General features: G+C 41.6%; 1 protein-coding gene. It reads right to left on the bottom strand.

Annotated elements, in window-relative coordinates; translation table 11 throughout:
• Positions 1 to 53: 53 nt before the first annotated feature.
• The coding region (locus tag CWC28_RS21510; RefSeq protein WP_171038358.1) for a prolyl oligopeptidase family serine peptidase at positions 54 to 327 on the bottom strand (274 nt) is incomplete at its 5' end.

Here is a 327-nt window from a genome sequence, read left to right as displayed (position 1 = left end):
CGATGATGTGCTTTATAAAACAAGAAGGTGAGCTTTTGTGAATTCCCTCAACCTTACTTCATATCAAAACACTTCAGAATAAAGGCATAGTCAAAGGCTATGTCTTCTATCCATTCGTATCGCTTACTGGCTCCGGCATGACCTGCATGCATTTTCATATTGAGGATCAGAGGATTGTCATCCGTTTTCAAAGCCCTGAGCTTGGCTACCATTTTGGCAGGTTCCCAATACGTGACCTGTTCATCGGAGATACCCGAGTTATATAACGTAGGAGGATAATCCTTCACTTCAACATTATCGTAAGGGGAGTATCCTGATATGTAGTTA

The organism is Pseudoalteromonas sp. S4492 (assembly GCF_005886115.1).
GTDB classification, from domain to species: domain Bacteria; phylum Pseudomonadota; class Gammaproteobacteria; order Enterobacterales; family Alteromonadaceae; genus Pseudoalteromonas; species Pseudoalteromonas gelatinilytica.
The sequence above is the reverse complement of the archived record's forward strand: the minus strand, read 5'-3'. Positions and strand labels throughout refer to the sequence as shown.